The sequence below is a fragment of the Enterobacter cloacae complex sp. ESBL7 genome (assembly GCF_041679625.1).
GTDB classification, from domain to species: domain Bacteria; phylum Pseudomonadota; class Gammaproteobacteria; order Enterobacterales; family Enterobacteriaceae; genus Enterobacter; species Enterobacter asburiae_B.
Map to the genome: position 1 here is coordinate 51,427 of NZ_JBGORN010000012.1, position 16,253 is coordinate 67,679.

General features: G+C 57.8%; 16 protein-coding genes and 1 other annotated feature. Of the genes, 11 read left to right on the forward strand and 5 right to left on the reverse strand.

The features are described 5' to 3' along the window. Positions 1 to 33: 33 nt before the first annotated feature. Positions 34 to 969, reverse strand: coding sequence for a LysR family transcriptional regulator (locus ACERY3_RS22720; protein WP_373226567.1), 936 nt, complete (start codon positions 967 to 969; stop codon positions 34 to 36). Between the two features lie 110 nt (positions 970 to 1,079). Between ACERY3_RS22720 and ACERY3_RS22725 the strand changes: the two genes are divergently transcribed. The 3 genes from ACERY3_RS22725 (at position 1,080) to ACERY3_RS22735 (ending at position 4,313) form a co-directional block, all read left to right on the forward strand. Beyond that, complete coding sequence (locus ACERY3_RS22725; RefSeq protein ID WP_373226569.1) at positions 1,080 to 2,105, forward strand: NAD(P)-dependent alcohol dehydrogenase; 1,026 nt, start codon at positions 1,080 to 1,082, stop codon at positions 2,103 to 2,105. 115 nt (positions 2,106 to 2,220) lie between these two features. Further along, positions 2,221 to 3,033, forward strand: coding sequence for a sugar-phosphatase (yidA, locus tag ACERY3_RS22730; RefSeq protein ID WP_033144353.1), 813 nt, complete (start codon positions 2,221 to 2,223; stop codon positions 3,031 to 3,033). A 50-nt stretch (positions 3,034 to 3,083) separates the two neighbouring features. After that, a complete protein-coding gene (locus ACERY3_RS22735; RefSeq protein WP_232939026.1) occupies positions 3,084 to 4,313 on the forward strand; it encodes a DUF3748 domain-containing protein in 1,230 nt (409 codons plus the stop codon). On the opposite strand, the gene ACERY3_RS22740 is transcribed toward ACERY3_RS22735, so the two are convergent. Beyond that, entirely contained in the window at positions 4,310 to 4,642 is a 333-nt protein-coding gene (locus ACERY3_RS22740) for a YceK/YidQ family lipoprotein (RefSeq protein WP_039260364.1), read from the reverse strand. The two genes, ACERY3_RS22735 and ACERY3_RS22740, sit on opposite strands and share 4 nt — an antisense overlap. A 248-nt stretch (positions 4,643 to 4,890) precedes the next feature. Continuing rightward, positions 4,891 to 4,962: a sequence feature (ROSE (Repression Of Heat Shock gene Expression) occurs in the 5'-region of heat shock genes and acts as an RNA thermometer to modulate expression.), on the forward strand. Here ACERY3_RS22740 and ibpA point away from each other — a divergent pair. The 3 genes from ibpA (at position 4,956) to ACERY3_RS22755 (ending at position 7,758) form a co-directional block, all read left to right on the forward strand. After that, positions 4,956 to 5,366, forward strand: a complete 411-nt coding sequence (gene ibpA, locus ACERY3_RS22745) for a small heat shock chaperone IbpA (RefSeq protein ID WP_008500162.1) — start codon at positions 4,956 to 4,958, stop codon at positions 5,364 to 5,366. Its footprint overlaps the feature before it by 7 nt. Positions 5,367 to 5,502: 136 nt before the next feature. Further along, complete coding sequence (gene ibpB, locus ACERY3_RS22750) at positions 5,503 to 5,931, forward strand: small heat shock chaperone IbpB (protein WP_032662053.1); 429 nt, start codon at positions 5,503 to 5,505, stop codon at positions 5,929 to 5,931. Between the two features lie 165 nt (positions 5,932 to 6,096). Continuing rightward, positions 6,097 to 7,758 carry a putative transporter gene (locus ACERY3_RS22755; protein ID WP_373226570.1) on the forward strand — a complete coding sequence of 554 codons (1,662 nt, stop codon included), beginning with the start codon at positions 6,097 to 6,099 and terminating at the stop codon, positions 7,756 to 7,758. Here ACERY3_RS22755 and ACERY3_RS22760 read toward each other — a convergent pair. Beyond that, positions 7,726 to 8,472 (reverse strand): GntR family transcriptional regulator, encoded by a 747-nt coding sequence (locus ACERY3_RS22760; protein WP_033144348.1) that lies wholly within the window; start codon positions 8,470 to 8,472, stop codon positions 7,726 to 7,728. The genes ACERY3_RS22755 and ACERY3_RS22760 overlap by 33 nt on opposite strands. A 221-nt stretch (positions 8,473 to 8,693) precedes the next feature. On the opposite strand from ACERY3_RS22760, the gene ACERY3_RS22765 reads away from it, so the two are divergent. The 4 genes from ACERY3_RS22765 (at position 8,694) to ACERY3_RS22780 (ending at position 12,412) form a co-directional block, all read left to right on the forward strand. Next, complete coding sequence (locus ACERY3_RS22765; protein ID WP_094935445.1) at positions 8,694 to 10,316, forward strand: alpha-glucoside-specific PTS transporter subunit IIBC; 1,623 nt, start codon at positions 8,694 to 8,696, stop codon at positions 10,314 to 10,316. Continuing rightward, complete coding sequence (locus ACERY3_RS22770; protein ID WP_033144346.1) at positions 10,313 to 11,635, forward strand: 6-phospho-alpha-glucosidase; 1,323 nt, start codon at positions 10,313 to 10,315, stop codon at positions 11,633 to 11,635. Before ACERY3_RS22765 ends, ACERY3_RS22770 begins: the two co-directional genes overlap by 4 nt. 92 nt (positions 11,636 to 11,727) lie before the next feature. Beyond that, a complete protein-coding gene (locus ACERY3_RS22775) occupies positions 11,728 to 12,075 on the forward strand; it encodes a YidH family protein (RefSeq protein ID WP_023309821.1) in 348 nt (115 codons plus the stop codon). Continuing rightward, on the forward strand, positions 12,065 to 12,412 hold the full coding sequence (locus ACERY3_RS22780; protein ID WP_058842026.1) for a DUF202 domain-containing protein: 348 nt from the start codon (positions 12,065 to 12,067) through the stop codon (positions 12,410 to 12,412). Before ACERY3_RS22775 ends, ACERY3_RS22780 begins: the two co-directional genes overlap by 11 nt. A 32-nt stretch (positions 12,413 to 12,444) precedes the next feature. Here ACERY3_RS22780 and dsdA read toward each other — a convergent pair whose 3' ends face one another. Further along, the gene (dsdA, locus tag ACERY3_RS22785) at positions 12,445 to 13,731 is read right to left on the reverse strand and encodes a D-serine ammonia-lyase (RefSeq protein ID WP_058842027.1); all 1,287 of its coding nucleotides are present in this window, start codon (positions 13,729 to 13,731) and stop codon (positions 12,445 to 12,447) included. A 17-nt stretch (positions 13,732 to 13,748) separates the two neighbouring features. Then, positions 13,749 to 15,086, reverse strand: a complete 1,338-nt coding sequence (dsdX, locus tag ACERY3_RS22790; protein ID WP_023309824.1) for a D-serine transporter DsdX — start codon at positions 15,084 to 15,086, stop codon at positions 13,749 to 13,751. Between the two features lie 204 nt (positions 15,087 to 15,290). Here dsdX and dsdC point away from each other — a divergent pair, with 204 nt between their 5' ends. Further along, positions 15,291 to 16,217: a DNA-binding transcriptional regulator DsdC gene (gene dsdC / locus ACERY3_RS22795; protein WP_058842028.1), complete on the forward strand. Its 927-nt coding sequence runs from the start codon at positions 15,291 to 15,293 to the stop codon at positions 16,215 to 16,217. Positions 16,218 to 16,253: the final 36 nt, after the last annotated feature.

Below are 16,253 nucleotides of genomic sequence, written 5' to 3' on the forward strand. Positions count from 1 at the left end.
CGTCGTTATACCGCACGATAACTGGCCGCGCTTTTAGCGCGGCTTTTTTATGGGCGCTGGAAGGTCCAGTGACATCGCTGCCGGTAAACGGCTCGCCAGCGTATCTATCGCTATTCTTACCCTCAGCGGCAGATGCGGCGTCTGCTGCCACACCGCATGAACGTTGAAATGCACATCCGGTGCCTGCTTCAGGAGCGGGACGAGTTTACCCTGGTGAATATCTTTGACGACCATCCAGCAGGGCAGCCATGCAATGCCGTGTCCGGCCAGCGCGGCGTCGCAGATCGCCTGCAAATCATCCATATTGAGCGACGATCGGGGTGTAAAGGTGTGCGACATTCCTTCGTTATCCATCAGCTGCCAGGACAACACTCTGCCTGCGCTCAAATAGTTGATGGCCGTATGCTGGGATAAATCATTAACGCTTTGTGGCTGGCCTTTCTTCAGCAGATACTCCGGCGCGGCGCACAGCACCATGCGGTGTTCTCCCAGCTTTCTGGCGACCAGCACGCTGCTGTCCTGAAGCGTGCCGTTACGCACCGCCATATCAAACCCCTCCTCAACCAGATCCACCACGCGGTCGCTGAATGACATTTCCAGTTCAAGCCCGGGGTGTTCCTGCGCCAGCGCTATCAGCAAGGGGGCGACGCACTGGCGACCAAACAGCACCGGCATGGAAACGCGCAGGCGGCCGCTGACCTGCTGTTTCCCCGTTTCAAGCAGCGATTCCGCACCCCGAATCTCCTCCAGCGCGCGCAGACAGCGTTCATAAAAAAGGGCGCCGTTATCGGTCAGACTCTGGCTGCGGGTGGTGCGCTGAAAAAGACGTACCCCCAGCCGCTGTTCGAGGCGAGCGATGCTTTTTCCGACCGCCGAACGTGACAAATGCAGGCGAATCGCGGCCTGCGCGAAACTTCCCGCCTCAACGGCGGCCACGAAAACAGGAATATCCTTCAGCGTATCGGTCATGGATTGTATCTATTCTGGCGTCAATAAAGAGAAAACTTATCGCCACTGGCGACCATTAGTCAACGGTAGACTGTCAGGACTAAAGCTCATCTGATGGCAGGAGAAATAAAATGACAGAGACAATGCAACGCTGGTCCATGGATGCCCTCGGGCGCGAGAACCTCCAGCTGACTCAGGCGCCCGTTCCACAGCCTGGCCCGGGTGAAGTGCGCGTAAGGGTGAATGCCGTTGCGCTTAACTATCGCGATAAAATGGTTGTTGAAGGCACAATGCCGATCCCGCTTTCCTTCCCGTTTACCCCGGCGTCTGACATGGCGGGCGTGGTGGACAGCATTGGTGAAGGCGTTACGCGCTTCCAGCCCGGCGCGCGCGTCATCTCAACCTTCTTCCCGGAGTGGATCGACGGTAAGCCGCAGGCGGACGCGCGCAATCTGCCCTATAAAACGTCCGGCGGATACTTCCAGGGCATGCTGTCCGAGTATGTGATTGTGAAGGAAGACGCGCTGGTGGCCTCTCCGGAGACCCTGGATGACGCCGAGGCCAGCACCTTACCTTGCGCAGGGCTTACCGCCTGGTTTGCGCTGGTGGAGCGCGGCCAGCTCCGCGCCGGGCAATCGGTGCTGGTGCAGGGCACGGGCGGCGTGGCGATATTCGCCCTTCAGATTGCAAAAGCGCACGGCGCGGAGGTGTTTGTCACCTCGGGGAGCGATGAGAAACTGGCGCTGGCCAAAACGCTGGGGGCCAGCCACGGCATCAACCGGCTGAAAGGCGACTGGGCTGAAAATACGCTGGCGCTCACGCAGGATCGCGGTATCGACCATATTATTGAAACCGTCGGTGGAGAGAATCTGAAGCATTCCCTGCGCGCCGTTGCCGTTCACGGACGTATCTCCGTCATTGGCGTGCTCGCCGGGACGGAGATTACCCTCTCTGCTGGCGAACTGCTGCTGAAATCCCCCGTCATTCAGGGGATTGGCGTGGGGCATCGCCGGGCGCTGGAAGATTTTGTCCGCGCTGTTGACGTCACGGGGCTGAAGCCGGTGATTGAGCATCGCTACCGTTTTAACGAGCTTGAACAGGCGTTTGAACATCTGGATCGCGGCGCGTTCGGTAAAATTATGCTCACCCGCGAGTAAGCCTTCGTTCCCCGGAATAAGCGTAAAAGGGGCATTCCTGTTGCGCAATATAGCTCTATTTTTGTGTGCTTAATCGCGTTAGCATGAGGCAGCACTCATTTATTCCGGGGAACTCATGGCTATCAAACTCATTGCAATCGACATGGACGGCACGCTGCTGCTGCCAGACCACACCATCTCTCCAGCCGTTAAAAACGCGATCGCCGCGGCGCGCGCTAAGGGCGTGAATGTGGTCCTGACCACGGGGCGTCCGTATGCGGGCGTACACAGCTACCTGAAAGAGCTGCACATGAATCAGCCGGGCGACTACTGCATCACCTATAACGGCGCGCTGGTGCAAAAAGCTGCAGATGGCAGTACGGTTGCGCAAACCGCGCTGAGCTACGATGACTATCTGTTCCTGGAAAAACTGTCCCGTGAAGTGGGTTCCCACTTCCACGCGCTCGATCGCAATACGCTCTATACCGCCAACCGCGATATCAGCTACTACACGGTACATGAATCCTACGTTGCGACCATTCCGCTGGTGTTCTGTGAAGCGGAGAAAATGGACCCGGCGACGCAGTTCCTGAAAGTGATGATGATCGACGAGCCGGAGATCCTGGATAAAGCGATTGCGCGCATTCCGGCGGAGGTAAAAGAGAAGTACACCGTGCTGAAAAGTGCACCGTACTTCCTCGAAATCCTCGATAAACGCGTCAATAAAGGCACCGGTGTCAAATCACTGGCCGATGCGCTGGGCATTAAACAGGACGAGATCATGGCGCTGGGCGACCAGGAAAATGACATCGCGATGATTGAATTCGCCGGTATGGGCGTGGCGATGGATAACGCGATCCCATCGGTTAAAGAAGTGGCTAACTTCGTGACCAAATCCAACCTCGAAGACGGCGTGGCTTATGCCATCGAGAAGTTTGTGCTGAACTAAAAACCCGCTTGCGATACCCTGATGCGATAACTGCGCATCAGGGTATCCTCATGAAACAAATCACCTTCGCTTCCCGCAACCACCAGCTGACCAACATCAATACCTGGACGCCGGACAGCCAGTGGCTGGTCTACGACGTGCGCCCGTCCGGTGCGTCGTTCACCGGTGAAACCATCGAGCGGGTCAATGTCGCGACGGGTGAGGTAGAGGTGGTATATCGCGCCACTGACGGCGCGCATGTCGGCGTGGTGACCGTTCATCCTGCAGAAGATAAATATGTCTTTATCCACGGCCCGAAAAACCCGGATGCCGACTGGCGCTACGATTTTCATCATCGCCAGGGAGTGATTGCGCAAAACGGTCAGGTGAGCAACCTGGACGCGATGGATATCACCGCGCCTTACACCGCAGGCGCGCTGCGCGGGGGTAGCCACGTCCATGTCTTCAGCCCGAACGGGCAGCTCGTCAGCTTTACCTATAACGACCATGTCCTGCACGAGCGCGATCCTAAACTCGATTTACGCAACGTCGGCGTGGCTGCGCCTTATGGCCCGGTGAACCCGCAGGGGAACCATCCCCGTGAATATTCGGGAACCTTCTGGAGCGTGCTGGTTAGCCGCACGACGCCTAACCCACGGCCGGGCAGCGATGAAATCAACCGCGCTTACGAAGAGGGTTGGGTGGGCAACGGCAGACTGGCGTTTATCGGCGATACCCTCTCTGCGCAGGGCGAAAAAGTCCCCGAACTGTTTATCGTCGACCTGCCGAAAGACGAGCAGGGCTGGAAGCGTGCGGGCGATGCGCCGCTACAGGGCACGACGGAGACCCTGCCAGCGCCGCCTGCGGGTGTGAACCAGCGTCGTTTGACCTTTACGCATCAGAGGGCGTACCCGGGCCTGGTGAACGTGCCGCGTCACTGGGTTCGCAGCAACCCGCAGGGGACGCAGATTGCGTTTCTGATGCGGGATGATAACGGCATTGTGCAGCTGTGGCTGATCTCTCCTGCGGGCGGCGAGCCGCGCCAGTTGACGCGTACCGGGAGCGATATTCAGTCAGCATTTAACTGGCATCCTGCGGGCGGCAGTCTGGGGTTTGTGCTCGAAAATCGGATCGCCTGCTGCGACGCACGGACCGGAGATGTGACGTTTTTGACGTCCGATCATGGCAACCCACCGTCTGCTGATGCGGTCGTGTTTTCCCCGGACGGGCGCGTTATTGCGTGGATGGAGGAGACAGCCGGTTTCCGTCAGCTTTGGGTAACGGAAACCGCGCAGTACTAGCGTGGAGGCATGTCAGCGGGCGGAATGACGGCGTTTGTTGCCAGATTTTCCTGCTCGCTTTTCTCTACCCGCGAGCGTACGGAGTTGTCCTTACGAAACATATCCCACGGCAGCAGAAGCGTATCCGCCACGGCCGTAAACGGCATATCCAGGATAACCAGGGATTTGGTGCCCCAGTTTGTATCGTCATCGGAGAGCATCGCCGCGCTGGCGCGCGTCCCCGGATATGTTCCTTCTTTACCGCCGGTGTGAGACATCACGCTCGAACACCCGCAAAGTAAAACTACCCCGCTGAACGTCGTCAGCTTTATCAGAACATTTTTCATCATCACTCAGTCATCGTTAATGGCACTGCATAGACCTGCAACTCAGGGTTATAGCGAGCCTTATCCAAAATGGATAGCCCGATAACCCCGCACTGTGGCAGCCATCGCAATTTAACCCTTTGTGCTGTTGTCCCAGTCTAAGCGAGATGCAGGAAAGTGCAAAAAAAAGTGCAGCTGTCGTTCTTGAAAAGCCCGATTGCAGACCCATTTTAAGAATGTGGCCCGATAACGAACTCGCCTGATGGGTGTTCGGGGGCGCAAAGGCCTGTCCATGGTGGAAGGCTACAATTTCTCGCTGATTTCAGGAGTTTTATTTATGCGTAACTTCGATCTTTCTCCGCTATACCGTTCTGCAATTGGTTTTGACCGCCTGTTTAACCATTTAGAAAATAACCAAAGCCAGAGCAACGGCTACCCTCCATACAATGTTGAGCTGGTTGACGAAAACCACTACCGCATCGCTATTGCCGTCGCCGGTTTTGCAGAAAACGAACTGGAGATCACCGCGCAGGACAACCTGCTGGTGGTTAAAGGTTCCCATACGGCCGAGCAGAAAGAACGTACCTATCTTTATCAGGGCATCGCCGAGCGCAACTTTGAACGCAAGTTCCAGTTAGCCGAGAACATTCATGTTAAAGGCGCGAACCTGGTTAACGGCCTGCTGTTTATCGAACTGGAACGTGTGATTCCGGAAGAGAAAAAACCGCGTCGTATCGAAATTAACTAATTACGCGGGTCGCGTAAGCGGCCCACCCAGACTTGCTTGCCGTAACGGGAGCATATGCGAATCCATCAGGATTTGCAGGAACAACTGCGCACAAAATTAGACTGTGCCGAACTCGCTTCTCAGAAGGAGATTTAGTATGCGTAACTATGATTTATCCCCTCTGCTGCGTCAGTGGATTGGTTTTGACAAACTGGCTAACGCCCTGCAAAGCACCACCGAGCAACAGACGTTTCCGCCGTACAACATCGAAAAAAGCGACGATAACCACTATCGCATCACCCTTGCGCTTGCCGGTTTCCGCCAGGACGATCTGGACATCCAGCTTGAAGGCACTCGCCTGACCGTGAAAGGTACGCCGGAAAAACAAGAGACCGAGACCAAATGGCTGCATCAGGGGCTGGTTAATCAGCCGTTTAGCCTGAGCTTTACCCTGGCAGACCATATGGAAGTGTCCGGCGCAACGTTTACCAACGGTCTGCTGCATATCGACCTGATACGCAACGTGCCGGAAGCCATCGCGCCGCAGCGTATCGCCATTAGCGAGCGGCCTGCGTTGAATAGCTAATAGCGTGCGGGCTGATGCCATCACCCCGGCCCTCTCCTACAGGGAGAGGGTGAAAAGATAAAGCCCTGCCCCGGCAGGGCTTTTTTGTGCGCCATCGCCCATACAATCGCATCCGGCTCTGAGAGAATCCTTAGCATAACTAAGGTTATGCACAGGAAGTGGATCATGAGTGATATCGCGTTAACCGTAAGCGTGTTGGCCCTGGTCGCTGTTGTTGGCCTGTGGATAGGGAATATCAAAATCCGTGGCGTCGGGTTTGGGATAGGCGGGGTGCTGTTTGGCGGCATTTTTGTCGGGCACTTCGCCGACAAGCTCGGGCTGGTCCTCAGCGCCGAAATGCTCCACTTCACTCAGGAGTTCGGCCTGATCCTCTTCGTTTATACCATCGGTATTCAGGTGGGACCGGGCTTTTTCGCCTCACTTCGGGTCTCCGGATTACGGCTCAACCTGTTTGCCCTCGGCATAGTGGTGATGGGCGGGCTGGTCACCGCAATTCTGCACAAAATCTTCGATATCCCGCTCCCCGTGGTGCTGGGCATTTTCTCCGGGGCGGTTACCAACACGCCTGCGCTCGGCGCCGGGCAGCAAATCCTGCGCGATTTGGGTATCGAACCCGGCATCGTCGACCAGATGGGGATGAGCTACGCCATGGCCTACCCGTTTGGGATTTGCGGCATTCTGCTTTCCATGTGGCTGGTACGCGTCCTGTTTCGCATTAACGTCGACAAAGAGGCGAAGGACCACGAAACCACGCTCACCAACGGCCATATGCCAATTAAAACCATCAACATTCGGGTCGATAACCCCAACCTGAACAATATGGCGATTCAGGCCGTGCCGATCCTCAACAGCGCCAATATCATCTGCTCCCGCCTCAAGCGTGACGATATGCTGATGGTGCCCGCGCCCGGCACCGTCATTCGGCAGGGCGATCTGCTGCACCTGGTCGGGCAGCCCGGGGATTTAAACAACGCGCGGCTGGTGATTGGCCAAGAAGTGGATACTTCACTCTCAACCCGCGGCACCGATATGCGCGTGGAACGCGTTGTGGTGACTAACGAACACGTTCTTGGCAAGAAAATACGCGATCTGCAGGTAAAAGAGCGCTATGACGTGGTGATCTCTCGCCTTAACCGTGCGGGTGTTGAACTGGTCGCCAGCCCGGAGGCCAGCCTGCAGTTCGGGGATATCCTCAACCTGGTCGGGCGCCCGTCGTCCATCGACGCCGTGGCGGATATGGTGGGTAACGCCCAGCAAAAACTGCAGCAGGTGCAGATGCTGCCGGTGTTTATCGGTATCGGGCTCGGCGTGCTGCTCGGTTCTATTCCTGTGTACGTGCCGGGCTTCCCGGTGGCGCTCAAGCTGGGCCTGGCGGGCGGGCCGCTGATTATGGCGCTGATCCTCGGGCGTATCGGCTGTATCGGCAAGCTCTACTGGTTTATGCCGCCGAGCGCCAACCTGGCGCTGCGCGAGCTGGGCATCGTGCTGTTCCTGGCGGTGGTCGGCCTGAAATCCGGCGGTGATTTTGTCGATACCCTGGTCAAGGGCGAAGGGATGAGCTGGGTAGGCTACGGCATCTTTATCACGGCGATCCCGCTGTTGACGGTGGGAATACTGGCGCGGATGTTCGCCAAAATGAACTACCTGACGCTGTGCGGGATGCTGGCGGGCTCCATGACCGATCCGCCCGCGCTGGCTTTTGCCAACAACCTGCACGCCACCAGCGGTGCGGCCGCGCTCTCCTATGCCACCGTCTATCCGCTGGTGATGTTCCTGCGCATCATCACCCCGCAGCTACTGGCGGTGCTGTTCTGGGGGATGAGCTAGCAGGTCATCCGGGTGGATGCGCCGCAGATGGTAGTCCACCTGGTAATCACTGGTATTTCGGAACATCACGGAATAATTGAGGAACTCGCCGCTGTCGCTGTAGGAGAGAGAGGTAATTCGCAGCAGCGGCGTCTGTTCCGGCAGGTTCATATAACCGGCCAGCGTTTTATCTGCCAGCACCGGCGTCAGGCTCTCGTAGTTGCCGCTGATGGTGATCCCGCACTCCTTCTCGATGTAATCAAACTTAGACCCCTCAAGATGCGCCAGCGACAGATTGCGGAACAGCTTCACCGGCATAAAGCTGTCCTCCAGCATCAGCGGCTTCCCGTCCACGTAGCGCACCCGTCGGGAAAAGTAGATCCGCTCATCTACCTGAATCCGCAGCTGGCTGGCGATGGCAGGCGGGGCGGGCATCACTTCAAACTGTAAGACCTTACTCTGCACCTCTTTTCCCTGCTGACGCAGCACCTCCACCAGCCCGGTCAGGTTGGTGGTTTCGTGGTGAACATCTTTGCGTGAGACAAAGGTTCCGCTGCCGTGTCGACGCTCAACCAGCCCCCAGCTCACCAGCAGATCCAGCGCCTTGCGGATGGTCATTCGCGCCACGCCGAACTCCTGCGCCAGCGCTTTTTCGCCGGGCAGCGGGCTGCCGACGTTGTAGTCCGACGAATTCAGCCGCAGCCGCAATCTGTCAGCAATGGATTTGTAGATCACCAGTAGACCTCTCTGCCGTTATCAGGACGTGGATTGCGTTCTGACATGTCCATATTTACCGCAAAAAGTAGACCTGATTGGTCAAAATAAAACCATGAATGCGATCACGAATCGCAGCGGCACGCCATGTTCGCGCATCAGTAACTTCTTATGCTCACCTCAGGCCAGCAAAAAACCATAAAGGCCTCTACCCCTACAGGTTGTTTCATGAGGATTTAAAAATGCTCAGTCAAATACAACGTTTTGGCGGTGCCATGTTTACCCCGGTGTTGCTGTTTCCGTTCGCCGGGATCGTGGTGGGAATCGCTATCATGCTTCGCAACCCGCTGTTTGTCGGCGAAGCCTTAACCGCCCCCGATCATCTTTTCGCGCAGATTGTCCACATCATTGAAGAGGGCGGCTGGGCGGTGTTTCGCAATATGCCGCTGATTTTTGCCGTTGGCTTACCGATTGGCCTGGCGAAGCAGGCGCAGGGCCGCGCCTGTCTTGCGGTGCTGATTAGCTTCCTGACCTGGAACTACTTCATTAACGCGATGGGGATGACCTGGGGCCACTTCTTTGGCGTCGACTTCTCCGCAGAACCGACGGCGGGAAGCGGGCTGGCGATGATTGCCGGTATCAAAACGCTCGATACCAGCATCATCGGTGCCATTGTGATCTCAGGCATCGTCACCGCCATCCACAACCGCTACTTCGACAAGCCGCTGCCGGTGTTTCTGGGGATTTTCCAGGGCAGCTCGTTTGTCGTTATCCTCGCGTTCTTCGTCATGATCCCCTGCGCATGGCTGACGCTGCTGGGCTGGCCGAAAGTGCAGATGGGCATCGAGTCCCTGCAGGCGTTCCTGCGCTCCGCCGGTGCGCTGGGCGTGTGGGTGTATACCTTCCTGGAACGCATTCTGATCCCAACCGGATTGCACCACTTCGTCTACGGTCCGTTCATCTTCGGCCCGGCGGCGGTGGAAGGCGGCATTCAGGTCTACTGGGCACAGCACCTGCAGGAATTCAGCCAGAGCACCCTGCCGCTGAAAACCCTCTTCCCGGAAGGCGGATTCGCGCTGCACGGCAACTCAAAAGTATTTGGCTCGATCGGGATTGCGTTGGCGATCTGGTATACCGCGTCGCCGGAAAACCGCGTCAAGGTGGCGGGGCTGCTGGTCCCGGCCACGCTCACCGCCGTGTTGGTGGGCATCACTGAACCGCTTGAGTTCACCTTCCTGTTTATCTCGCCGCTGCTGTTTGCCGTGCACGCCGTGCTGGCGGCCACCATGGCAACGGTGATGTACGCCTTTGGCGTCGTGGGGAACATGGGCGGCGGCCTGCTGGACCAGTTCCTGCCGCAAAACTGGATCCCAATGTTCCACAACCACGCCTCGACGGTATTCACCCAGATCGGCATTGGCGTCTGCTTCACCGGGATTTACTTCGTGGTCTTCAAAACGCTGATCGAACGTCTGAACCTGAAAACGCCGGGCCGGGAAGAGAGCGAAATCAAACTCTACAGCAAGGCCGACTATAAGGCGGCGCGCGGGCAAACCACCGCCCCGGCGGCGGCCAGCCAGCAGGTAGGGCAGGCCGCCGGATTCCTGCAGGCGCTCGGCGGCGCGGCCAACATCGAAAGCATCAACAACTGCGCCACCCGCTTGCGCATTGCGCTGGTGGATATGGCGAAAACCCAAAGCGATGACGTCTTCAAAGCCCTCGGCGCCCACGGCGTGGTGCGACGCGGCAACGGCATTCAGGTGATTGTCGGCCTGCACGTTCCTCAGGTGCGCGACCAGCTGGAATCGCTGATGAAAACCCCTTTAACGAATGAACAAACCACCCTGACAGAGGCTATATCATGAAAAAATTCTCAGTTGTTATTGCAGGCGGCGGCAGTACCTTTACGCCTGGTATCGTCCTGATGCTGTTAGCCAACCGCGACCGTTTCCCGCTGCGCGCGCTGAAGTTCTATGACAACGACGGCGCACGTCAGGAAACCATCGCCGAAGCGTGCAAAATCATCCTCAGGGAGCAGGCGCCGGAGATTGAATTCAGCTACACCACCGACCCTAAAGCGGCGTTTACCGATGTGGATTTTGTGATGGCGCATATCCGCGTGGGCAAATACCCGATGCGTGAAAAAGATGAAAAAATTCCGCTGCGCCATGGCGTGCTGGGCCAGGAAACCTGCGGACCGGGCGGCATCTCCTACGGTATGCGCTCTATCGGCGGCGTGCTGGAGCTGGTGGATTATATGCAGCAGTACTCCCCGAACGCGTGGATGCTGAACTATTCCAACCCGGCGGCGATTGTCGCGGAAGCCACGCGTCGCCTGCGTCCGAACGCCAAAATCCTCAACATCTGCGATATGCCGATCGGCATTGAAGGGCGCATGGCGCAGATTGTCGGCCTGAAAAACCGCAAAGAGATGCGCGTGCGCTACTACGGCCTGAACCACTTCGGCTGGTGGACGTCGATTGAAGATCTCAACGGCAACGATCTGATGCCGAAACTGCGCGAATACGTGGCGAAAAACGGCTATGTTCCGCCTTCGGAAGATGCGCATACCGAAGCGAGCTGGAACGATACCTTTGCCAAAGCCAGAGACGTACAGGCGCTGGATCCTGATACCATGCCGAACACCTACCTGAAGTATTATCTGTTCCCGGACTACGTGGTCGCGCACTCCAACCCGGAACGCACCCGCGCCAATGAGGTCATGGATCACCGTGAAAAGCACGTGTTCAGCGCCTGCCGGGCGATTATTGAAGCCGGTCACTCCGCCGCCGGTGAGCTGGAAATCGACGAACATGCGTCGTACATCGTCGATCTGGCGACGGCGATTGCCTTCAACACCCAGGAGCGGATGCTGCTGATTGTGCCTAACAACGGGGCCATCCATAACTTTGATGCCGACGCGATGGTGGAGATCCCTTGCCTGGTAGGCCATAACGGCCCAGAGCCGCTTACGGTGGGCGATATTCCACACTTCCAGAAAGGGCTGATGAGCCAGCAGGTGGCGGTGGAAAAACTGGTGGTGGATGCCTGGGAGCAGCGCTCGTACCAGAAACTCTGGCAGGCGATCACCCTGTCGAAAACCGTGCCGAGCGCGTCCGTCGCGAAAGCGATTCTGGATGACCTGATCGAGGCCAATAAGGACTTCTGGCCAGCGCTGCACTAATCGTCCTGACCGGCATCGCCCGATGCCGGTCTCCTTGTCCTTGTCGATTTACGCTATGCTGAAGCCTGCCTGGAGCACGACAAGGAACCTTCATGAAAATTTCCCGCCTCGGCGAAGCGCCGGACTACCGCTTTTCTCTGGCCAATGAACGCACTTTTTTAGCGTGGATCCGCACCGCGCTGGGCTTTCTTGCCGCAGGGGTCGGTCTCGATCAGCTCGCGCCCGATTTCGCCACGCCGCTGATCCGTGAAGTGCTGGCGCTGCTGCTGTGCCTGTTTGCGGGCGTGCTGGCGATTTACGGCTACCTGCGCTGGCTGCGCAATGAGAAGGCGATGCGTCTGAAGCAGGATCTGCCCTATACGCGCGGGCTGCTGATTATCAGCACGATTCTGCTGACGGTGGCGGGCGTGGTAATGGTGCTGGTGTTCTATGGCGGATAGCCGCAAAGCGCGGCGCGAAGCGGACCCCGGCCTGCAGCCGGAGCGGACGTCACTCGCCTGGCTGCGCACGCTGCTGGGGTATGGCGCGCTGATTGCCCTGGCGATTAAGCACAACTGGCACCGCACGGGGGTGCCATTCTGGGTTTCTATTGTCGTGCTGGCGCTGGTGGCCATTATTTTATGGCGCTATACCCGCAGCCGTAACCTGATGGACGTGGCGCAGAACGATTTTGTGCAGCCGAAAGCGGTGCGCGATAAGTTCCTGATCGCGCTCGCTGTTCTCTCGTTGTCATTGTTGTTTGCGGTCACCCACATTCAACAAATTTTGCAGTTGTAGGCCGGGTAAGGCGCAGCCGCCACCCGGCATAATTACTTCCCTTTCGCCAGATACTTCGCCATCTCGTCTTCCGGCACCATCCCGCCGCCGGTCGCCCACACCAGATGGGTAACGTTGGTATGCGAATGAACGCGCACCGGCCCGGCCATCCCCGCCAGCGCCGACGGCTCCAGGCGGATCCCTTCCTCCTGCGCCAGCCAGCCGAGCATGTCGTACATGCTCTGGTCGGAAAGGGTGTAGAACCCGTCGAGCAGGCGCTCCATCGCACGGCCCACGAAGCCGGAGGCGCGTCCTACCGCCAGACCGTCCGCCGCCGTCACGTTATCAATGCCCAGGTCCTGCACCGCGATCTCATCGTGCAGGCCGGTATAGACGCCGAGCAGCATGCACGGGGAGTGCGTTGGCTCCGCGAAGAAGCAGTGGACGTTATCGCCAAAGGCCAGCTTCAGGCCAAACGCCACGCCGCCAGGGCCGCCGCCAACGCCGCACGGCAGGTAAACGTACAGAGGATGGTCCGCATCCACCACGCGGCCCTGTTCGGCAAACTGCGCCTTAAGGCGCTCACCTGCAACGGCGTAGCCCAGGAAAAGGGTGCGGGAGTTTTCATCGTCAATGAAGAAACAGTTCGGATCGCTTTCCGCCGCTTTTCGTCCCTGCTCCACCGCCACGCCGTAATCCTGCTCATATTCCACGACGATGACGCCGTGGCTGCGCAGTTTGGCTTTCTTCCACTCGCGGGCGTCGGCGGACATATGCACCGTCACCTTAAAGCCGATGCGTGCGCTCATAATGCCGATAGACATCCCGAGGTTGCCGGTTGAGCCTACCGCAATGCTGTACTGGCTGAAGAAGTCCTTAAAGCGTGGCTCCAGCAGAATGCTGTAGTCGTCTTCAACGCTCAGCAACCCGGCTTCCAGCGCCAGTTTTTCCGCATGGGTCAGCACCTCATAGATGCCGCCGCGCGCTTTAATCGAGCCGGAAATCGGCAGATGGCTGTCTTTTTTCAGCAGCAGCGTGCCGGGAATAGGCTTACCAGATTCTCTCTCCAGCCGCTTTTGCATCGCCGGGATCGCGACCAGTTCGGATTCGATAATCCCGCCCGTTGCCGCCGTTTCCGGGAAGGCTTTCGCCAGATACGGCGCGAAGCGGTTGAGGCGCGCGTGCGCGTCGTCCACGTCGGCTTTGGTCAGCCCGACATAGGGCAACCCTTCTGCAAGCGTCGTGGTGCGCGGGTTAAGCCAGGTAGTTTCTTTCAGGGCGATCAGATCCTCAACCAGAGGAAACTGTGCGGTTAAAGTAGTGATAGTTGCGTTTTCCATAATACGTCTCTTCGCGCTCAGATAATGAAGGAAAGCAGGAATGTGCCGCCAAGTGCAAGCACCGAGGCGATAAACGTCGCCGTCGTATAGTATTTGAAGGTCTCATTCAGGGTCGCGCCGCAGTATTGCTTCACCAGCCAGAAGAGGGAATCGGTCACGATCGTGCAGCCAATGGCGCCGGAACCGATGGCAATGGTGATGATTTCCGGGCTCACGTTTGGATAGAGCGGCAGCATCGGCGCGACGATCGCCGTGGCGCCCATCATCGCCACCGTCGCGGAGCCTACGGCGGCATGCAGCACCAGCGCCACCAGCCAGGCGAGCAGGATAGGGTGCATGTGCAGGTTCGAGAGAATATGCGCCAGCGAATCCGCCAGCCCGCTGGTTTTCAGGATGGCGTTAAACGCGCCGCCCGCGCCGATAATCAGCAAAATGTTGGCGATAGAGCCGAAGCCGTGCTCGGTGTGCGTCAGCATCGTGCCCATGCCCATATGCTGGCGGATCCCCAGCAGGTAGTAGGCGACAAACACGGCGATAAACATGGCGGTGATCGGGTTGCCGATAAACTCCAGCAGCGTATACAGCGTGCCTTCTTTTGCCATATTCAGCTCGGCAATGGTTTTCACCAGCATCAGGGCAATCGGCAGCAGCACCGTGAACAGCGTGGCGCCCAGCGACGGCAGGGTGTGCTCTTCCCGCACCTTCAGGTCTGAAAATTCCGCCGGAACCGGTTTAAACGGCAGACGATTGCCGAGCAGTTTCAGGAACAGCGGGCCGCCGACCAGCGAGGCCATCAGGCCCACCATCAAACCGTAGACAATGACCGTTCCGACGTCCGCGCCTAATTTATTGGTCACAAACAGCGCGGCCGGATGCGGCGGCACCACGCAGTGCACCGCCATCAGCGCGGTACAGAGCGGAATGGCCAGCTTGAGCAGCGACGTGTTGGTCTTTTTGGCGATGGAAAACGCCAGCGGGATCAGCAGTACCACGCCCACTTCCACAAACAGCGTAATGCCGCAGATAAGGCCTACCAGCACCATAATCACGTCCGCCGACAGCCAGCGGCAGCGCTGCAGTGCAATCCCGATGCGCTCGGCCGCGCCGGAGACTTCCATCATCTTGCCGAGAATGGTGCCCAGACCAATCACCGCCGCCAGGAAGCCCAGCGTGCCGCCAATTCCGCTCTCGATGGCGTTCACCATATCCAGCGGGCTCATCCCCATCATCGCGCCGACGAAAAAGCTCGCCAGCAGCAGCGCGAGGAACGGGTGAAACTTCAGCTTAACGATGGTTAAAACAATCAACACAATGCTGACCAGCAGCGTTGCCACAACCCAGACCTGAGATCCCATATCTCACCTCACCCTTATGTCATCTGTGGGTATTGGACGAAAAAACGGCGTGGGCTGACAAACGATATAAATTGGCGTTCAGGTGAGCCAGATTGGATCAACTGAGTGACTGCGGTCTAAAAAGCGCACTTAATTCGTATTAGGTTCACATAAATTCACCCTTGAACGGTATGCTGAGCGCAAAAACCATGCGCGAGAATTGTGATGACCGATGCGAATGAAGCCAGAAACCGCCTGTTAAACGGCTGGCAGCTGTCGAAAATGTACACCTTTGAAGTGGCCGCCCGGCATGAGTCCTTTGCCCTGGCGGCGGAGGAGCTGTCGCTCAGCCCCAGCGCGGTGAGCCACCGCATCAACCTGCTGGAAGAGGAGCTGGGCATACAGCTGTTCGTCCGCTCGCACCGTAAAGTTGAGCTGACGCAGGAGGGAAAGCGCGTTTACTGGACGCTTAAGTCGTCCCTCGACACCCTGAATCAGGAGATCCTGGACATCAAAAACCAGGCGCTGTCCGGCACGCTGACGGTCTACTCCCGGCCGTCGATCGCTCAGTGCTGGCTGGTGCCCATGCTGGGGGACTTTACCCGCCGCTATCCGTCGATTTCACTCACCATCCTGACCGGCAATGATTACGTTAATATGCAGCGAACGGGCGTCGATCTGGCGCTCTATTTCGACGATACGCCGCCAAACCACCTCTCTCATCACTTCCTGATGGACGAGGAGATTTTGCCCGTCTGCTCGCCGCAGTATGCCAGCGAGCATGAGCTGCTGAAAAACCCCGATAACCTCAGCCACTGCACGCTGCTGCACGACCGTCAGGCCTGGAGCAACGATTCCGGTACGGATGAGTGGCTGAGCTGGGCGCAACATTTTGCGGTGAATATGCCGCCATCGTCGGGCATTGGTTTCGATCGCTCTGATTTAGCGATTATTGCGGCCATCAACCACGTCGGCGTCGCGATGGGCAGAAAGCGGCTGGTGCAGAAACGGCTCGAACGGGGCGAGCTTATCGCCCCGTTTGGTGAAAAGACCCTGAAATGCCATCAGCACTACTATATCTCGACGCTCTCTGGCCGACAGTGGCCGAAAATAGACGCCTTTATCGGCTGGCTGAGAGAACTGGCAGGTTGAAGAATTATTACGCTTTCGCTCTACACGAAATGTGAA